Annotated in this window: 14 protein-coding genes; 7 read left to right on the top strand and 7 right to left on the bottom strand. The window is 68.8% G+C overall.

The window, feature by feature from the left end; all coding sequences use genetic code 11:
• Positions 1 to 8: 8 nt before the first annotated feature.
• The 5 genes from ACFWIW_RS11935 to ACFWIW_RS11915 are packed head-to-tail and all read left to right on the top strand — an operon-like array spanning position 9 to position 5356.
• Positions 9 to 1499, top strand: a complete 1491-nt coding sequence (locus ACFWIW_RS11935; protein WP_378368436.1) for a FadD3 family acyl-CoA ligase — start codon at positions 9 to 11, stop codon at positions 1497 to 1499.
• Positions 1496 to 2329 (top strand): enoyl-CoA hydratase, encoded by an 834-nt coding sequence (locus ACFWIW_RS11930; protein WP_378368435.1) that lies wholly within the window; start codon positions 1496 to 1498, stop codon positions 2327 to 2329. The genes ACFWIW_RS11935 and ACFWIW_RS11930 overlap by 4 nt, the downstream gene beginning before the upstream one ends.
• Positions 2329 to 3462: an acyl-CoA dehydrogenase family protein gene (locus ACFWIW_RS11925; protein ID WP_378368542.1), complete on the top strand. Its 1134-nt coding sequence runs from the start codon at positions 2329 to 2331 to the stop codon at positions 3460 to 3462. The genes ACFWIW_RS11930 and ACFWIW_RS11925 overlap by 1 nt, the downstream gene beginning before the upstream one ends.
• On the top strand, positions 3459 to 4388 hold the full coding sequence (locus ACFWIW_RS11920) for an acyl-CoA dehydrogenase family protein (protein WP_378368434.1): 930 nt from the start codon (positions 3459 to 3461) through the stop codon (positions 4386 to 4388). The genes ACFWIW_RS11925 and ACFWIW_RS11920 overlap by 4 nt, the downstream gene beginning before the upstream one ends.
• Positions 4385 to 5356, top strand: a complete 972-nt coding sequence (locus ACFWIW_RS11915; RefSeq protein WP_378368433.1) for an acyl-CoA dehydrogenase family protein — start codon at positions 4385 to 4387, stop codon at positions 5354 to 5356. The genes ACFWIW_RS11920 and ACFWIW_RS11915 overlap by 4 nt, the downstream gene beginning before the upstream one ends.
• Before the next feature lie 25 nt (positions 5357 to 5381).
• Here the strand turns inward: ACFWIW_RS11915 and ACFWIW_RS11910 are convergent, their stop codons facing one another.
• On the bottom strand, positions 5382 to 6284 hold the full coding sequence (locus ACFWIW_RS11910) for an RNA polymerase subunit sigma-70 (RefSeq protein ID WP_378368432.1): 903 nt from the start codon (positions 6282 to 6284) through the stop codon (positions 5382 to 5384).
• 88 nt (positions 6285 to 6372) lie between these two features.
• Here ACFWIW_RS11910 and ACFWIW_RS11905 point away from each other — a divergent pair, with 88 nt between their 5' ends.
• Positions 6373 to 6741: a nuclear transport factor 2 family protein gene (locus ACFWIW_RS11905; protein ID WP_378368431.1), complete on the top strand. Its 369-nt coding sequence runs from the start codon at positions 6373 to 6375 to the stop codon at positions 6739 to 6741.
• A 516-nt stretch (positions 6742 to 7257) separates the two neighbouring features.
• Here the strand turns inward: ACFWIW_RS11905 and ACFWIW_RS11900 are convergent.
• Positions 7258 to 8298 (bottom strand): DUF222 domain-containing protein, encoded by a 1041-nt coding sequence (locus ACFWIW_RS11900; RefSeq protein WP_378368541.1) that lies wholly within the window; start codon positions 8296 to 8298, stop codon positions 7258 to 7260.
• A 449-nt stretch (positions 8299 to 8747) separates the two neighbouring features.
• On the opposite strand from ACFWIW_RS11900, the gene ACFWIW_RS11895 reads away from it, so the two are divergent.
• A complete protein-coding gene (locus ACFWIW_RS11895) occupies positions 8748 to 9779 on the top strand; it encodes a fatty acid desaturase family protein (RefSeq protein WP_378368430.1) in 1032 nt (343 codons plus the stop codon).
• Here the strand turns inward: ACFWIW_RS11895 and hsaB are convergent.
• The 5 genes from hsaB to ACFWIW_RS11870 are packed head-to-tail and all read right to left on the bottom strand — an operon-like array spanning position 9745 to position 14890.
• Positions 9745 to 10299 carry a 3-hydroxy-9,10-secoandrosta-1,3,5(10)-triene-9,17-dione monooxygenase reductase subunit gene (gene hsaB / locus ACFWIW_RS11890; protein ID WP_378368429.1) on the bottom strand — a complete coding sequence of 185 codons (555 nt, stop codon included), beginning with the start codon at positions 10297 to 10299 and terminating at the stop codon, positions 9745 to 9747. The genes ACFWIW_RS11895 and hsaB overlap by 35 nt on opposite strands.
• Positions 10296 to 11210, bottom strand: coding sequence for an iron-dependent extradiol dioxygenase HsaC (hsaC, locus tag ACFWIW_RS11885; protein WP_378368428.1), 915 nt, complete (start codon positions 11208 to 11210; stop codon positions 10296 to 10298). Before hsaC ends, hsaB begins: the two co-directional genes overlap by 4 nt.
• Complete coding sequence (gene hsaD / locus ACFWIW_RS11880; protein WP_378368427.1) at positions 11210 to 12073, bottom strand: 4,5:9,10-diseco-3-hydroxy-5,9,17-trioxoandrosta-1(10),2-diene-4-oate hydrolase; 864 nt, start codon at positions 12071 to 12073, stop codon at positions 11210 to 11212. The genes hsaC and hsaD overlap by 1 nt, the downstream gene beginning before the upstream one ends.
• Complete coding sequence (gene hsaA / locus ACFWIW_RS11875; RefSeq protein WP_378368426.1) at positions 12073 to 13248, bottom strand: 3-hydroxy-9,10-secoandrosta-1,3,5(10)-triene-9,17-dione monooxygenase oxygenase subunit; 1176 nt, start codon at positions 13246 to 13248, stop codon at positions 12073 to 12075. Before hsaA ends, hsaD begins: the two co-directional genes overlap by 1 nt.
• A 43-nt stretch (positions 13249 to 13291) precedes the next feature.
• Positions 13292 to 14890, bottom strand: a complete 1599-nt coding sequence (locus tag ACFWIW_RS11870; protein ID WP_378368425.1) for an FAD-binding protein — start codon at positions 14888 to 14890, stop codon at positions 13292 to 13294.
• Positions 14891 to 14977: the final 87 nt, after the last annotated feature.

Genomic DNA, 14977 nt, shown 5'->3' with positions numbered 1-14977 from the left:
AGACTTCGATGACTGAAGGAACCATCCCGGCGGCGCTCGACAGGGCCGCGGAGCGCTTCGCCGGGCGGGAAGCGCTGGTCGACGGCGAAGTCCGGCTCACCTATGCCGAACTCGCCCGCCGGGTGCGGCGGGCCGCGCGGTTCTTCGAGGGCCACGAACGGGTCGCGATCTGTTCCCCCAACACCTGGCATTGGGTCGTCGCCGGGCTCGGCGCGCTGTACGCCGGCGCGACGCTGATCCCGGTCAACACCCGTTTCACCGCCCGCGAGACCGTCGACGTCCTCGAGCGCGCGAAGGTATCCGCGCTGGCGATCACCGGCACGTTCCTCGGCACGGACCGGCTGGCGGACCTCGGCTCCTCGCGCCCGGGCACCGTCTTGCGCATCCCTGTCGAAGGCGCCGAAGACCCTGTCGACGGCGTTACGGAATGGGACGCGCTCTCGGACTTCGACAGTGACTTCGTCAGCCCCGCACAACCCGGCGACGTCAGCGACATCCTGTTCACCTCCGGGACCACCGGCCGCAGCAAAGGCGCGATGAGCACCCACCGGCAGGCGCTGAGCGTCGCCGACGCCTGGGCCGAATGCGGTGGCTTGACCGAAGAAGACCGCTATCTCGTGATCAACCCGTTCTTCCACAGCTTCGGGTACAAGGCGGGGATCCTCGCCGCCGTGCTGCGCGGCGCGACCCTGGTGCCCCAGCGCACCTTCGACGTCCGGGAGACCCTGCGGCTCATCGAAACCGAGCGGATCACCGTGCTCCCCGGCGCGCCCACGATCTACCAGGTGCTGCTGGAGGCACCCGAACGCGGGAACCACGACCTGTCCAGCCTCCGGCTCGCCGTCACCGGTGCCGCCACCGTGCCGGTCACGCTCGTCGAGCGGATGCGGACGGACCTGGGCATCGACACGGTGCTCACCGCGTACGGCCTCACCGAGGCCGTGGTGGCCACGATGTCGCGCCCCGAGGACGACGTCGAACTGGTGGCGAACTTCTCCGGCCGCGCCACGGCCGGTTTCGAGGTGAAACTCGGCGAGCACGACGAAGTCCTGCTGCGCGGGCCGAACGTGATGCTCGGCTATCTCGACGATCCGGACGCCACCGCGAAAGCCGTCGACGCCGACGGCTGGCTGCACACCGGCGATGTCGGCGTGCTGAACGAACGCGGGTATCTGAAGATCGTCGACCGGATCAAGGACATGTACGTCTGCGGCGGCTTCAACGTCTACCCGGCCGAGGTCGAGCAGGTGCTGAGCCGCCTGGCCGGGGTCGCCGAAGCGGCCGTCGTCGGCGTTCCGGACGAGCGGCTCGGCGAGGTCGGCAAGGCCTTCATCCGCCTCGCCTCCGGGGCTTCACTGTCCACAGAGGACGTACTCGCTCATTGCGAAGGCCAATTGGCCAACTACAAGACTCCTCGATTTGTCGACTTCGTGGCGGAGCTTCCGCGGAATTTGTCGGGGAAGGTACTGAAACGCGTGTTGCGGGAGGAGAACGGATGACCGTCGAGTACGAGCGGCGCGGGCCGGTGGCCGTCGTCACGATGAACCGGCCGGAGTACCGGAACGCGCAGAACTCGGCGATGACCTACGCGCTCGACGCCGCGTTCACCCGCGCCGTCGACGATCCCGAGGTCAAGGTGATCGTGCTGGCCGGGGCGGGTAAGCATTTCTCCGCCGGGCACGACATCGGGACACCGGAACGGGACGTGGACGTCTCGTTCGAGCGCAAGGCGGTGCTGTGGTGGGACCACGTCGGTGCCGAGGCTGGTGATCAGCGGTTCGCCCGCGAGTCCGAGGTCTACCTCGGCATGTGCCGCCGGTGGCGCGAGATCCCGAAGCCGACCATCGCGAGCGTGCAGGGCGCGTGCATCGCGGGCGCGCTGATGCTGGCATGGGTGTGTGACATGATCGTCGCCTCCGACGACGCGTTCTTCGCCGATCCCGTGGTGCGGATGGGAATCCCCGGCGTCGAGTACTTCGCGCATCCCTGGGTGCTCGGTCCGCGCGCGGCCAAGGAGGTGCTGTTCACCGGTGAGCGCTTCACGGCGCAGCAGGCCAAGGAGTGGGGCATGCTGAACCGCGTCGTCCCCCGCGCCGATCTGGAAACCGAGACGATGGCGCTGGCGGAGAAGATCGCGGTGATGCCGCGAATGGGGCTCGCGCTCGCCAAGAAGGCCGTCAACCAGGCCGAGGATCTGATGGGCCTCCGGTCCGGAATGGACTCGGTGTTCGGGCTGCATCACTTCGCGCACGCGCACAACGCCGAGGTCTCCGGCGGCGATTCGCTGGGCGGGCAGGACGCGCGCTCGATGCGGGACGCGAGTTCATGATGAACCTCGACCTGGACGAGCGCACGCTCGCCTTCCGTGACGAAGCCCGCACCTGGCTCGCCGCGAACGTTCCCGCCGAGCCGCTGAAGTCGTTCGACACCGCCGAAGGATTCGCCCAGCACCGCGAGTGGGAGGCCCGGCTGGCCGACGCCCGGTGGTCCGTCGTCTCGTGGCCGCGCGAGTTCGGCGGGCGGGACGCGAGCCTGCTGGAGTGGGTGCTGTTCGAGGAGGAGTACTACGCGGCGGGTGCGCCGTCGCGGGTCAACCAGAACGGTATCTTCATGCTCGCGCCGACGCTGTTCTCCCATGGCACGGAAGAGCAGCGAGCCCGAATCCTGCCGAAGATGGCGCGCTCGGAGGAGGTCTGGGCGCAGGCGTGGTCGGAACCCGAGGCGGGCAGCGACATCGCCGCTCTGCGGAGCACCGCGACCCGCTGCGAAGGCGGCTGGCGGGTCAGCGGGCAGAAGACATGGAGTTCGCGGGCGGCGTTCGCCGATCGCGCGTTCGGCCTGTTCCGCAGTGACCCGGATTCGGTGCGGAACAAGGGACTCACCTATCTGATGGTGGATCTGCGGGCCGAGGGTGTCACCGTGCGGCCGATTCCCCAGCTGGACGGCGAACCGGGATTCGCCGAGATCTTCTTCGACGACGTCTTCGTCCCCGGCGAGGACGTGATCGGCACGCCGGGCGAGGGCTGGCGGGTCGCGATGACCACGGCGAACAACGAACGCGGCCTGTCCCTGCGCAGTCCCGGCCGGTTCCTCGCCGCGGCGGATCGGCTGGTCTCGCTCTGGCACGACGCCGGGCGCCCCGCGCACACCGCGGACCGGGTCGCCGACGCGTGGATCGGCGCGAGAGCTTACCAGCTGTACACCCTGGGCACGGTCACCCGTCTCTCCGACGGTGCCGAGCTCGGCCCGGAATCCAGTGTCAACAAGCTGTTCTGGTCGCATCTCGACGTCGCACTCCACGAGACCGCGCTCGACATCCTCGGCCCGGACGCCGAACTGCGGGGCCGCTGGAGCGACGGCTGGCTGTTCTCCCTCGCGGGACCGATCTACGGCGGGACCGACCAGATCCAGCGGTCCATCGTCGCCGAACGGTTGCTCGGCCTGCCGAAGGGGGCTCGATGAGGTTCGCACTCTCCGGCGAGCAGGAGCAGTTCTCCCGCAGCCTGAACGATCTTCTGTCCGGTGTGGACACCGACTCGGCCAACCGCGCCTGGGCGGCGGGCGATCCCGGCCCCGGGCTCAAGATCTGGCGGCGTCTGGCGGAACTCGGCGTCACCGCGCTGGCGGTCCCCGAGAAGTACGACGGGCTCGGCGCCACCCCTGTCGATCTGGCCGTCGGCTTCGAACGGCTCGGCTACCACTGCGCTCCCGGGCCGTGGACCGACACCGTGGCCGTCCTGCCGTCCTTGCTGGACGACGAGCTGCTGACATCGGTCGCTTCCGGTGAGACGCTGGCGTCGGTCGCCTACGCGCCACACGTGCCGTACGCCTTGGATTCCGACGTCGCGGACGCGCGTTTGTCGGTCGAGAACGGCAGGCTCCGCGCGTTCACCCCCGGCGCACTTTTGTCCTCTGTGGACGGTTCGCGCCGGTTGTTCCCACCGGTGACCGGCGACGATCTCGGCACGGCGCTCGACGCGGACCGGGCGTTCGAACTGGGCTGCCTCGCCACCGCCGCGCAACTGCTCGGCGCGGGACGGTGGCTGCTCGACACGTCGGTCGCCTACGCCGCGCAACGCAAGCAGTACGGCCGCGAGATCGGCGGCTACCAGGCGATCAAGCATCTGCTCGCCGACGTGGCGACCGCGCTCACGCTGGCCGAGCCGCTGCTGTTCGGCGCGGCTGTCACCCTGGACCGGCGCGACGTCTCCGCGGCCAAGGTGGCGTGTGGCGATGCCGCGCATCTCGCCGCCCGGACGGGGCTGCAGGTGCACGGCGCGATCGGCTACACCGCGGAGCACGCGCTCGGCCTGCGCTTGACCAGGGTCCGCGCGCTGGTCGGTGCCTGGGGCACGCCGCGATTCCACCGGGAGCGGGTGCTGTCATGACGTTCACCGCCGAACAGGACGCGCTGCGGGACAGCGTCCGGAAACTGCTGGACCGGGAAGCGGATCCCTGGCCGGAACTGTGCGAACAGATCGGCGTCGCGGCGCTGGCCGTGCCCGAGCGGTTCGGCGGGCTCGGCGCCGGGACGGCGGAACTGCAGGTGGTCGCCGAAGAACTGGGCAGGGTCCTCGCCGACGTCCCATTCCTCGGCTCGGCCGTGCTCGCCGTGCACGCCGTCCTGGCCACGGGCAACGACGAAGCCTGCGAACGGCTGCTCCCCCGCCTCGCCGAAGGTGTCGTCGGCGCGGTGGCCTGGACCGATGCCGAAGGACGCTGGGACACGCCTGCCTGCCGTGTCGCCGGCTCCGTGGTGGAGGGCCAGGCGCACTACGTCCTCCACGGCGACGAGGCCGAGATCCTGCTGGTCGTGGCCGACGGCTCGCTGTACGAGGTCTCCGATGCGCGGCGAGAGCGGACTCCGGCGATGGACGAAACCCGGCGGCTGGCTCGCGTGAGTTTCGACCGTGCCCCCGCCAAGCTGATCGGCCCCGTCGACCTCGGCGCGCTACGGGACGTCGCGTGCGCCGTCTTGGCCGCCGAACAGGCCGGGGCCGCGGCTCGGGCGTTCGAGCTGACGGTGGACTACAGCAAGCAGCGGCACCAGTTCGGCAGGCCGATCGGCGGATTCCAGGCGCTGAAGCATCGGATGGCGGATCTCCATGTGCTGGTGGAGACCGCCCGTTCGGCGGCCTACGCGGCTCCGGAGTCGAGCAGGCTGGCGGCGGTGGCGAAGGTGCATTGTTCGGAGGCGCTGGCGACGGTGGCGGGCGAGATGATCCAGCTGCACGGCGGGATCGCGATCACCTGGGAGCATCCGGCGCATCGCTATTTCAAGCGGGCGCATGGTGCGGCGCGGTTGTTCGGCTCGCCTGGGGAACACCTCGGGCGGGTGCGGCCACCGATGTCGTGAGTGGTAAGGACGGTTCTAACCGTCTTTACCACTCACGAGGCCCCAGGAATCTGGTGACGCCCCGGACCCGGTCGCCGTCGAGGGTGAGGACCATCAGCCCGGCCGGTGTCTCGCCGTGGCGGCAGCGGAAGGCGGGCTGGTTGTTCGCCCGCGCCGGCGTCATGGTGAAACGCTCCACGGGAACGGCCATGGTGACGCGGAGGAAACCGGCGATCGCGTCGAGACCGTGGTACTCGTGCGGTGCGGGTGGCATCGCGAGCCAGGCGTCGTCGGTGAGCAGGCCGAGGACGCCGTCGAGGTCGCCCGCGGTGAAGGCGTCGGCGAATCGCCTGGTCAGCTCGCGTTCTTGAGGTGACGGCCGGTGCCCGGCGCGCTCGCGATGCTTGTCGAGGGAGGCGCGGGCGCGCTGAAGGATGCCCTTGACCGCCGTCTCGGTGGTGCCGAGCATGCTCGCGACCTCACCGGCGGGAAAGCACAGGACGTCGCGCAGGACGAGCGCGGCGGCCTGTCTCGGCGGGAGGAGCTGGAGACCGGTGATGAAGGCGAGCTCGATCGCCTCCCTGGTGCTGTAGCGCGCTTCGGGGCCGGGCTCGCTGTCGGGGAGTTCGTCCGGATATGGCTGTAACCAGGTCACTTCACCGCGGCGGCTCGGCTCCGGCGGGTCGAACGGCGGTACCGGTTCGGGCGGGCGACGGCGGCCCGCGTCCCTCAGGACGTTGAGGCAGCGGTTGGTGGCGATGCGGTACAGCCAGGTGCGCAGCGATGAGCGCCCCTCGAAACCGTCGAGGCCCCGCCATGCGGCCAGGAGTGTTTCCTGGACGGCGTCCTCGGCGTCGGTGAGGGAACCGAGGATCCGGTAACAGTGCAGGTGGAGCTCGCGCCGATACGTCTCGGCGAGCTCGCGAAACGCCTGCTCGTCGCTGCTCATGAGCCGATCGTGTCATTTTCGCGGCGCACCGTTCCGTTCGGGGCGCGAGTGGTGTCTGACGGGGTGAAGACCGACGAAAGGAACCATCATGACCAGTCCCGCCTTGGATGTCGCGCTCTCCTACCACCGCGCGTGGACGGGCAAGGACTTCGAGAAGGCGATGACCTACGTCGCCGACGACATCGTCTGCCACACGCCCGGTGGGCCGCTTTCCGGCGCGGAGGCGTTTCGCGGGTTCATGGGCCCGTTCACCGAGATCCTCACCGGGTCGACCCTGCTTTCGGCGTTCGGGGACGAGACGACCGCGTTGCTGATGTACGACACGGCGACCCTGCCGGTGGCGAGCGCGCCCGGGGCCGAGTTGCTGACGGTGCGGGACGGGAAGATCGTGGAGTTGCGGATCGTGTTCGACCGGGCTCCGTTCGATGCGGCTCGGGCGGCTGCTGGGCGGGGTTAGGGGTCCGGGGCGCCTCGGTGGGTGTGTGAAGGGCTCCTTTCCTCGGCTCTGGGAGGGAGGGGGGTCTTCATACGCGTGGTTCTTGGGGCTGGTTTGCGGCCTGGTGGGGTGTGTTCGTCGCAGGGGGTCCTAATCGGACGAGTCCTGCGCACGCCGAGTGACGGGACCTGGCTAGCGCATGGCTTCCAACGGGACGGGCCCTGGGCGCGGCGGGTGCCACGACCTGGCCGCACGTCCGGTCGGCTGTCGGGCGTGCACGGCGGGGTCCCAACCGGAGGAGCTCTACGCACACCGATGTCGCTGCCCGAGGTGGCCGGATGGCGTCAAGAGGTGCTTATCTGCTCCCCGCCGGACCAGGTCCTGGGCGCGCCGGGGCGGCCAGGGCCTGCCCACCGCAAGGCTCCAACAGGGCAGCTCAAGTCGCGCCCCGGACGGCTCCCCCACCGAACTGACGTTGGGCGCCCCGGTGCCACCGCCCGGCGTGCTTCCGGGTGGCTTCAAGGGTGTCCGGGCCGGTTAGAAGGGTGGGGTGTTGTCGTCCTCCGGTTGGGGGCGTGGGTCGTGGAGTGGTTCGGGGGTGGCGGTGTAGGTGCGGCCGGTGGGGGTGGTGATGGTGGTGCCGCCGTTGGCGGTGGGTTCTGTGTGCCAGCCGGGTTCTTCTTTGAGCATGTTGTGGATTTTGCAGGCGGCGTGGCAGTTGTGGTGGTCGGTGTGGCCGTGGCGGGCCCAGGTGGTGGTGTGGTCGATTTCGGAGAATTCGGCGGGGCGGTGGCAGCCGGGGTGGGTGCATTCGCGGTCGCGGGCTTTGATGAGGCGGGCCAGTGAGGCAGGGGGCCGGTAGGTGCCTGGGCCGGCTTCGAGGACCTGCCCGGTGGCGGGGTCGGTGATCAAACGGGACCAGGTCGAACCGGGATCGACGGCGATCTCCCGAGTGAGCCAGCCCGGGATCGGGCCGTAACCGGCGAGCGTCGCCGGGTCCTCACGGGCGCCGGTCAGGGTCAGCAAATCGACATAGACATGGACATGCGCCCGCGGTGTGCCGTGGCCGTCTTCGGCGAGGAGCCGTTCGGCGAAGATGTCCGCACGGTGCTGATCCAAGGTGCGGGACTTGTCGGCTTTGCGGCGGGCCTTGGCCGCACGGGACAGGGACGCATAAACCGAACTCGCCACTTCGGCGGGAAGGTAGCCCGACAGCTTCGACATGGTCTCGTCTTCGTGTTCCAGCCAAACATGCCGCAGCGCCCGTTTCTGCTCGGCGCGTTCCCGATAGCCGTCGGGGTCGAACTTCTGCACCGCGTGATCCACCGATTTCCGGATCGCCGTCGGGTCGCGACCGGCGAGCCGCTTGGTCATGAACGCGTCCACCAGCGCGGCGACCTCGTCGGACACCTCACGCGTCAACTGGCTGACCTTCGACGCCTTGTACAGATCGATGTCACCGTTCTCCAGCGCCGCCAACGTGTTCGGCAACCGCGCCACCAAAGCGCACGAGGTTTCGACCAGCAGGTACGCCTGATTGCGGGAGACCGAGAAGGCCAGAGCGACCTCCTCGGTCACCGATCTTCGCGAACCACCCACCGCGGCGAACCCGGCTATCGAATGCACCTGCCGACCCTGCGCACGACGGAGCACCACCTCCTCGTCATACGCGGCATCGAGGAAGTGAGCGGCTTTCGGATTAAAAGCAAGAGACTGGGTCATGACCAAGATCATACTCGAACATCAGTTCGACCACCACCGAATCGGCGCCGAGCGAGAAAGAAAGCCGAAAGCGAAGGGAACGGGCGATCCGTGAGTTTCACCGGGCACCGAACCCGTCACCGGTGATCCTGGACGCCACGAACTCCTGCCGCGCATTTCATCTCGGCACGGGGCGGGACGGGAACCTCACCCGACCACGCGCCCCGCAGATGCCACTTCACGGCCCCGGGGTAGGGCCAACCCCCGCACCAACCCACCGGCGCACCGCATTCACCCCGTCCCCGCTCCGAACCAGACTCACAACGGTGACCGCAAACCTCCGCACAGGCAGCGATTTCGCCCGCCTGTCCCGCCGCGTCAGCGAAGCGGGCCTCCTCGACCGCCGTCCCGGCTACTACGTCTTCCGCATCGGCCTGGTCGCCACCCTTTTCGCCGGCGGCTGGATCGCCTTCTTCGCGATCGGGGATTCCTGGTGGCAGCTGGGGATCGCCGTGTTCCAGGCGGTGATGTTCGGCCAGATCGCGTTGCTGTCCCACGATCTCGCGCACCGCCAGGTGTTCCGCACCCGCCGCCCGAGCGAGATCGCCGGCCGGATCGCGGGCAATCTCGGGGTCGGCATGAGCTACGGCTGGTGGATGGACAAACACACCCGCCACCACGCGAACCCGAACCACGAGGATCTCGATCCCGACGTCGATCCGGACATCCTCGTGTGGTCGAAGGACCAGGCGCGGGCCAGCAAGGGGCTCCCCCGGTTCATCGGCCGCTACCAGGCGTTCCTGTTCTTCCCGTTGCTCACTCTCGAAGGCCTGAACCTGCACTTCTCCGGGATCCGCGCGGTGTGGAAGCCGGGTCTGCGACGGCGCGGCCTCGAAGCGGCCTTGCTGCTGACACATTTCGCGCTCTACTTCAGCGCGCTGCTCGTGGTCCTCTCCCCCGGCAAGGCGCTCGTCTTCTTCATCGTCCACAAAGCACTGTGGGGTGTCTACATGGGATCGATCTTCGCCCCCAACCACAAGGGCATGCCGATCCTGTCCGGTGACACCGAGCTCGACTTCCTCCGCAAGCAGGTGCTCACGTCACGCAACGTCCGCGGTGGCCGGGTCGTCGACGTCGCGCTGGGCGGGCTCAACTACCAGATCGAGCACCATCTGTTCCCGAGCATGCCGTCGCCGCACCTGCGCCGCGCCCGGCCCATCGTCCAGCGCTACTGCGACGAGATCGGCGTCCCGTATCACGAGACCGGGCTCATCAAGTCGTACTCGCTCGCGTTGCGCAGCCTCCACGACGCCGGCGAGCCGATCAGAGCCAATCGTCGGGACGCGGCCAGGGCATGAGCGCGGCGAGCGCGTCCGTCACCGGCTCGGTCACCGTGTACCGCCCTCGGTGGAACAGCAGCGGACGATCGTCGGACGGTTCCCCGAGCGCGGTGACCCGGCCGACGACGACGTAATGGTCCCCCGCCTCGTGCACGGCTTCCAGCGTGCAGTCGATCCACGTCAGAGCCCCGGTCAGCAAAGGGGATCCGGACGGGGCGGGGGTCCAGTCGACGGACGCGAACTTGTCCGCGCCCCGCGCGCCGAACACCGCACTGACCTCTTGCTGGTCCTCGGCGAGCACGTTGACGGCGAACCGGCCGGACTCGGCGAGCACCGCCCACGTCCGGGAAGTCTTGGCAGGGCAGAAAAGCACCAGCGGCGGCGCGAGCGAAAGCGCCGCGAACGACTGGCACGCGAAACCCACCGGTGCCGTGCCGTCGTGCCCGGTCACCACCGCGACACCGGTGCAGAAATGCCCGAGCACCGTGCGGAAGCGTGCCGGATCGATGTCCGCGCCGAGGTCCGTCACCGGGGTCACGACTGCCCCGGCGGGCGGGCGCCGACTGAAAAGTCGTGTCCCCACAAGGAAACCGCCGTACTCTCTCGGGCGATCCAGCTCTCGTCGTCCACTTGACGCCCCTCGCAGCCGTATTCGACGTCGAAGCCGCCGGGGGTCTTCATGTAGAACGAGAGCATCAGATCGTTGACGTGCCGCCCGAGGGTCGCCGACATCGGCACCTTCCGGCGGATGGCCCGGTCGAGGCAGAGGCCGACGTCGTCGGTGTTCTCCACTTCGACCATGAGGTGCACGATGCCGCTCGGTGTCGGCATCGGGAGGAACGCGAGACTGTGGTGACGCGGGTTGCAGCCGAAGAACCGTAGCCACGCCGGAGCGCCGTCGGCCGGCCTGCCGACCATCTGCGGTGGCAGTTTCATCGAGTCCCGCAGCCGGAACCCGAGCACGTCGCGATAGAACCGTAAGGAAGCGTCATCGTCGTGAGTGGACAGGACGACGTGCCCGAGCCCTTGTTCACCGGTCACGAACTTGTGCCCGTACGGGCTCACCACGCGCCGATGTTGCAGCGCGACACCGTGGAACACTTCGAGCGTGTTGCCGGAAGGGTCCTCAAAGGACACAAGACCATCGACCCGGCGATCGGCCAGCTGATCCGGTGTGCCTTCCTTGTACGGCACCGAGTGCGCGTCGAGTGACGCCCGGATCTCGTCGAGTTCTCCGGCGTTGGCGACCTCCCAGCCCGCGACGGCGAGCCGGTCGCGCTCACCGGGGAAGATCACCAGCCGCGCCGGGAAATCGTCCATCCGCAGGTAGAGCGCATCCGGGTTCGTGCCGGAACCCTCGACCATGCCGAGGACCTTCAGCCCGTATTCGCGCCACGCGGCCATGTCCGTGGCTTCGATGCGGAGGTAGGCGAGCGAGCGGATACCCATCAGGAGGCTCCCAGGAAGTCGAGTGCCAGCCGGTTGAATTCGTCGAACTTCTCCAGCTGCGCCCAGTGCCCGCAGCCGCCGAACACGTGCAGCTGGGCACGCGGGATCGTCTTGAGCGCGAGCAGCGCGCCGTCGAGCGGATTCACCCGGTCTTCCCGGCCCCAGATGAGCAGCACGCGCTGACGCAGGCGATGCGCCTCGCGCCACAGCATGCCCTCTTCGTAGGTGTCGGGCTGGGCGAACGACTTGCCCATCGCCTTCATCGCGGCCAGCGACTCCGGCGCGCTCGCGGCGGCGAACCGCTCGTCGATCAGTTCGTCGGTGATCAGCGACTGGTCGTGCACCATGACGCGCAGGAACGCTTCGAGCTTCTCGCGGCTCGGCCCCGGCGGGGCGCTGAACCGGCCGAGGTTCTTGATGCCCTCGGTGGGATCGGGCGCGAACAGGTTCACGCTCAGGCCACCCGGCCCCATCAGGACGAGCCGTCCGGCCCGCTTCGGATGGTTGAGCGCGAGCCGCACGGAAGTCCCGCCGCCGAGCGAGTTCCCGACGAAATGCGCCCGCTCGATACCGAGTTCGTCCATCAGCCCGGCCACGGCATCCGCGCTGTGACGGAAGTACTGCGGATGCTCGGTCGGTTTGTCCGACCGGCCGAACCCGGGTTGATCGATGGCCAGCGTCCGGTAGTTCTTGCCGAACACCGGGAGGTTGCGGCCGAAGTTGCTCCACGCCGACGCCCCGGGCCCGCCACCGTGCAGCAGGATCACTGTCTCCGGATGTTCCGCACCGGCCTCGTGGTAGTGCAGCTTAAGTCCGCCCTCTTGTTCACCGGCGCGGACGGTGGCGTACTTTCCTTCGGTCATCAGACCATCGCATTCTCGACGGGCAGCCCGAAGGCGCCGGTTCCGAACATGACGTAGGCGCGTTCGGCGTCGTTCGCCGCGTGCACCCGGCCGGCGTGGGCGTCGCGCCAGAACCGCTGGATCGGGGTTCCGGCCTGCAACGCGCGGCCGCCGGAGTTCTCGAAAAGCCGGTCGATGGCGAAGATCGCGCGTTCCGTGCCGCGGACCTGGTCGCGGCGGACCCGCAGCCGGGTGGGGAACGGGAGCTTCTCCCCCTTGCACGCCAGCTGGTACAGCTCGTCGATGTTGTGCGTCAGCTGGAGCCAGGCCGCGTCGATCTCGCTGGCCGCCTCGGCGATCCGCACCTTCGCGAACGGGTCCTCTTTGGACTGTTCGCCCGCGTACGCCGCGCGGACCCGCTTGCCCTGGTACTCGACGTGCGCGTCGTACGCGCCTTGCGCCATCCCGATGATCGGCGCGGTGATCGTGCTCGGATGCACCGAACCATAGGGGAGTTTGTACAGCGGTCCGGGGTTGATCTCCTGCCCGGGTGTCTTGCACTTCGACGTCGCGATGAAGCTGAGCGCGCGGTGGCTCGGGACGAACACGTCGTTCACGATGATGTCGTTGGACCCGGTGCCGCGCAGGCCCACGGTGTCCCAGACGTCTTCGATCGTGTAGTCGGAGATCGGCACCAGGTAGGTGCAGAAGTCGACGGGTTTCCCGTCCTTGAACGTCGGCCCGCCCAGCAGCACCCAGGTCGCGTGGTCGCAGCCGGAGGAGAAACTCCAGCGCCCGCTGAGCCGGTAGCCGCCGTCGACGACGTCCGCCTTGCCCATCGGCGCGTACGACGACGAGATGCGGACGTCCGTGTCGTCTCCCCAGACGTCCTGCTGCGCCTGCGCCTCGAACAGGCCGAGGTGCCACGGGTGGACGCCGAGGATGGAGGCGACCCAGCCGGTGGACCCGCACGCGCTCGCGACGAGTTTGACCGCGGTGTAGAAGCTCACCGGGTCGGCTTCGATGCCACCGAACGTCTTCGGCTGCAGCATCTTGAAGAACCCGGTCTCCTGCAGGGATTTGACGGACTCCTCGGGAACGCGCCTGGCGTCCTCCGCCTCCTGCGCCCGTTCCCGCAGGACCGGCAGCAGCTCCCGGATCCCCGCGATCACGTCCTGCGCGGCGTGCTCGCTCATATGCGTTCCCTCTCTCGCCATACTCCGTGAACCGGATCCAAGACTAGAACACGTTCTCGTTTTTGTCGACCGATCCCCGGTCGAGGGCACTGTGCAGTCCGGCACGCCGACCGGAAAACACGCAGTCGGCCAGCGACAGGCCGCTCACGTAGGACCTAGAACAGATTCCCACCGCGGTCCGGCCCGCCGCGTACAGACCACGAATGGGGACACCGGAACCGGACCGGACGGCACCGGTCTCCTCGTCCACGACCAGGCCGCCCAGCGTCAGCATCGGGCAGGGATAGCCCAGGTTCGGCTTGATCGAGACGTCGATCAGCGAATACGGCGCCCGATCCAGCGGTCGCGCGAATTCCGCGGGTTTCCCGGTCGGATCCGCGCCGGAACGCGCGGCCTCGACACTGGCGGCCAGCCCGCCCGGATCGACACCCGCCTTGCGCGCGACCTCGTCGAGCGAACCGGCGACGACCCGCTGCCGCAGCAGATACCGCACCTGAAGTCCTTGGAACCATTGGCTTTGCCCGCGCGCGTCCCGTTTGACCTCCTGGACGATGGCGTCGTCGACCAGCAGCCAGCCCCGCCCTTCGTGTTCGGTGATCATGCGCTCGCCGACCGCCGCGCCATACCGGGATTCGTCGATGATGCGGCCGCCCGCTTTGTCCACGAGCAGGCCGCCGAGGAACGCCGATGGCGGGGTGATGAACCGCCAGGCGGAGATCCGCCCGAGTTCGGCGGTGGCCCCGCCCGCTTCGACGCCCATCCGGATACCGGACCCGTCGTCCGCGGAGGTCCCGAGCGCCAGCCCGCCGCGATAGGCGGGCGCGTGCTCGCGCACCATCTCGCGGTTCGCGATGAACCCGCCCGCCGCGAGAACGACCCCGCGCGTCGCGGAAATCCGCAGCTCACGACCATAGCGGCGTTCGATCCGCTCCGCCCGCCGGTGCAGCGACTTCCGCAGCGAGGGCACGTAAATCCCCGGTTTGGCGGCATACGCCGACAGCCTCCGGTGCGCGGCCCGCACGCGAGCGGGAGCGTCCCGCAGAGTGGACACGACGACGCCGGTCACGGTCCCGTCGGCGGCCATGATCAGGTTCCGCGCGGCGGTCTGCGGCAGCACCTGGATCCCGCGGCTCCGGACGGCCTCCATGAGCCGCTTCATCAGCAGTTTCCCGGAAGTGCCAGGCCCCTTGACGCGATGCCCGCGCGGCGCCGGCTTGGCCGCGTCGCGGAAACCGCCCGCCGCCTCGCTGCCCGAGTAGTACAGATAGTGCTTGTCGCTCGGATACGACGTCTTGTACGGGCACAGACTGCCCTCGAACGGCACGCCGTTGCCTTCCAGCCAGGAGATCATCTCCGTACTGCCCGCGCAGAAACGCCGCAGGGTCTCCTCGGAGACGACGTCACCGACCTCCAGCCGCAGGTAGTCGTACATCGCGTCGACACTGTCGTCGACGCCCGCGTCCCGCTGCTGCGCCGTCCCGCCCCCGGCGTAGACGACACCACCACTGACCGCGCTCGCGCCACCGCCGGAGAAGCGGTCCAGCACCAGCACCCGGGCGCCGGCATCGGCGGCCTCGATCGCCGCACAGGCGCCGGCCGCACCGAAACCCACGATCACCACATCCGCGACGAGGGAGTCCATGGCCCCACCCTAGAACTAGAACACGTTCTCGTCTATGGTGACTGGAGCAGCGCGGATGCTGCTACATGCTTCCTACAACGTGTTTCA

This window comes from Amycolatopsis sp. NPDC058340, assembly GCF_042723975.1.
Lineage (GTDB): Bacteria > Actinomycetota > Actinomycetes > Mycobacteriales > Pseudonocardiaceae > Amycolatopsis.
Note: the sequence above shows the minus strand (reverse complement) of the source record. Positions and strands in the feature narration are given on the sequence as shown.

Coding starts and splice junctions, on each gene's coding strand:
- ACFWIW_RS11935 (WP_378368436.1), top strand. CDS start 9: ATGACTGAAGGAACCATCCCGGCGGCGCTCGACAGGGCCGCGGAGCGC.
- ACFWIW_RS11930 (WP_378368435.1), top strand. CDS start 1,496: ATGACCGTCGAGTACGAGCGGCGCGGGCCGGTGGCCGTCGTCACGATG.
- ACFWIW_RS11925 (WP_378368542.1), top strand. CDS start 2,329: ATGAACCTCGACCTGGACGAGCGCACGCTCGCCTTCCGTGACGAAGCC.
- ACFWIW_RS11920 (WP_378368434.1), top strand. CDS start 3,459: ATGAGGTTCGCACTCTCCGGCGAGCAGGAGCAGTTCTCCCGCAGCCTG.
- ACFWIW_RS11915 (WP_378368433.1), top strand. CDS start 4,385: ATGACGTTCACCGCCGAACAGGACGCGCTGCGGGACAGCGTCCGGAAA.
- ACFWIW_RS11910 (WP_378368432.1), bottom strand. CDS start 6,284: ATGAGCAGCGACGAGCAGGCGTTTCGCGAGCTCGCCGAGACGTATCGG.
- ACFWIW_RS11905 (WP_378368431.1), top strand. CDS start 6,373: ATGACCAGTCCCGCCTTGGATGTCGCGCTCTCCTACCACCGCGCGTGG.
- hsaC (WP_378368428.1), bottom strand. CDS start 11,210: ATGGGTATCCGCTCGCTCGCCTACCTCCGCATCGAAGCCACGGACATG.
- hsaD (WP_378368427.1), bottom strand. CDS start 12,073: ATGACCGAAGGAAAGTACGCCACCGTCCGCGCCGGTGAACAAGAGGGC.
- hsaA (WP_378368426.1), bottom strand. CDS start 13,248: ATGAGCGAGCACGCCGCGCAGGACGTGATCGCGGGGATCCGGGAGCTG.
- ACFWIW_RS11870 (WP_378368425.1), bottom strand. CDS start 14,890: ATGGACTCCCTCGTCGCGGATGTGGTGATCGTGGGTTTCGGTGCGGCC.